Here is a 1958-nt window from a genome sequence, read left to right as displayed (position 1 = left end):
GTGCGGGGTGGCGGGTCATGTGGCGGAGCCACCTAGCCCGCCACCCCGTGCGTCGAGCGTGCGTGCCGGGCGTCGCGACGCCGCGGAGATCCATCAGAAGGGCCCCTAGGGCGTCCGGGCCGAGCCCGCGACCGGGCCCTGGAGCACCTGGTCCCGTGGTCCCGGCAGCGACTCCGCGGCGGCCTCCCGCTCCGCCATCACGCGCAGCGGCCCGGCCGTCGCGGCGAGTTCCGCGTACGGCCCGCGCTGCACCACCCGGCCCTCGTCGAGCACGATCACCTCGTCCACCGCGGCCAGGCCCGCCAGCCGATGCGTGATGAGCAGCGTGGTGCGGCCCTCGGTGGCCGCCAGCAGATCCGTGGTGAGCGCGTCCGCCGTGGGCAGGTCGAGATGTTCGGCGGGCTCGTCCAGGACCAGTACCGGGAAGTCCGCGAGCAGTGCCCGGGCGAGCGCCAGCCGCTGTCGCTGCCCGCCGGACAGCCGTGCCCCGTGCTCGCCGACCAGGGTGTCGAGCCCGTCGGGCAGCCCGTCCACCCAGTCGAGCAGCCGGGCCCGGCCGAGCGCGTCCCGCAACTCCGCCTCGACGGCGTCCTTCCGGGCGAGGAGCAGGTTCTCCCGCACGGAGCTGTCGAAGAGGTGCGCGTCCTGGGCGCACAGTCCGACCAGCCGTCGCACGTCGTCGCTGTCCATGCCGTACGCGTCCACGCCGGCGACCGTGTAGGAGCCCGAGTCCGGGTCGAGGAACCGCAGCAGGACCTGGGCGAGGGTCGTCTTGCCGGAACCGGAGGGCCCGACCACGGCGACCCTGCGCCCCTCCCGCAGGGTGAGGTCGATTCCGGCGAGCGCGTCGCGCCCCTGCCCCTGGTGCCGGGCCGTCAGCCCCTTCAGCACGACGGGGAAGGGCGTGGTCGGGGCCTGCCGTGGGCACTCCGGCTCATGGACGGGCTCGGGCGCGTCCAGCACCTCGTAGATGCGCTCGGCGCTCCTGCGCACCCGCTGCCGGTGCCGCACGGCCAGCGGCAGTCCCAGAACGGCCTCGAAGGCGGCCAGCGGAGTGAGGACGACGACGGCCGTCGCCACCCCGCTCAACCGGCCGTCGGCGACCCCTTCCGCGCCCAGCAGCGCGGCGGCGGCGACGGTGAGCCCCGTCAGGAGGGTGGTCAGGCCGTCCCCGAGCGCGGTGGCGGTGGCGGCCCGCGAGGCGATCCGGGTGAGCGTGCCGTCGGCCCGTCGGGCCTCGTCCCTGCGGGCGGGCAGCGCACCGGCTACCGTCAGCTCGGCGGTGCCGGTGAGCAGGTCGGTGACCCGGGTGGCGAGCAGTCCCCGGGCGGGCGCCAGCCGGTGCTCGGCCCGCCGGGCCACGGCCGAGGTCACCAGCGGAACCCCCACGCCTGCGGCCAGCAGCCCCGCCGCGAGCGCGGCCCCGGCCGCGGGCAGCAGCCAGGCGGTGAACCCCACGGCCCCGGCGGACACGGCCCCGGCGACACCGGCGGGCAGCAGCCAGCGCAGCCAGTAGTCCTGGAGGGTGTCCACGTCGGCGACCAGCCTGCTGAGCAGATCGCCCCGCCGGGTCGCCCGCAGCCCGGCCGGGGCGAGCCGCTCCAGCCGCCGGTACACGGCGACCCGGGTCTCGGCCAGCATCCGCAGCACCGCGTCGTGCGACACCAGCCGTTCGCCGTACCGGAACACGGCCCGTCCGATCCCGAAGGCACGCGTGGCCGTCACGGCGACCATCAGATACAGCACGGGCGGCTGCTGCGAGGCTCGCGAGATCAGCCAGCCGGAGGTCGCCATCAGTCCGACGGCACTGCCGAGCGCGAGAGCGCCGAGCAAGAGGGCGAGCAGCAGCCGCCCCCGCCGGGCCCCGGCCGCGGCGCGAACTCGCCGAAGCGGGTCCCTCCCGGCCTTCCGCACCCGACCGAGCCCCTGACCCGCAGCGCCTTCCAGCCCAGCAAAGC

Annotated in this window: 1 protein-coding gene; it reads right to left on the bottom strand. The window is 76.4% G+C overall.

The window, feature by feature from the left end:
• Positions 1-105 precede the first annotated feature (105 nt).
• On the bottom strand, positions 106-1958 hold a 1853-nt coding region (gene cydC / locus AB0958_RS42445), incomplete at its 5' end, for a thiol reductant ABC exporter subunit CydC (protein ID WP_366895847.1).

It is taken from the genome of Streptomyces sp. NPDC006655 (genome assembly GCF_040703965.1).
In the GTDB taxonomy this organism is placed as follows: domain Bacteria; phylum Actinomycetota; class Actinomycetes; order Streptomycetales; family Streptomycetaceae; genus Streptomyces.
The sequence above is the reverse complement of the archived record's forward strand: the minus strand, read 5'-3'. Positions and strand labels throughout refer to the sequence as shown.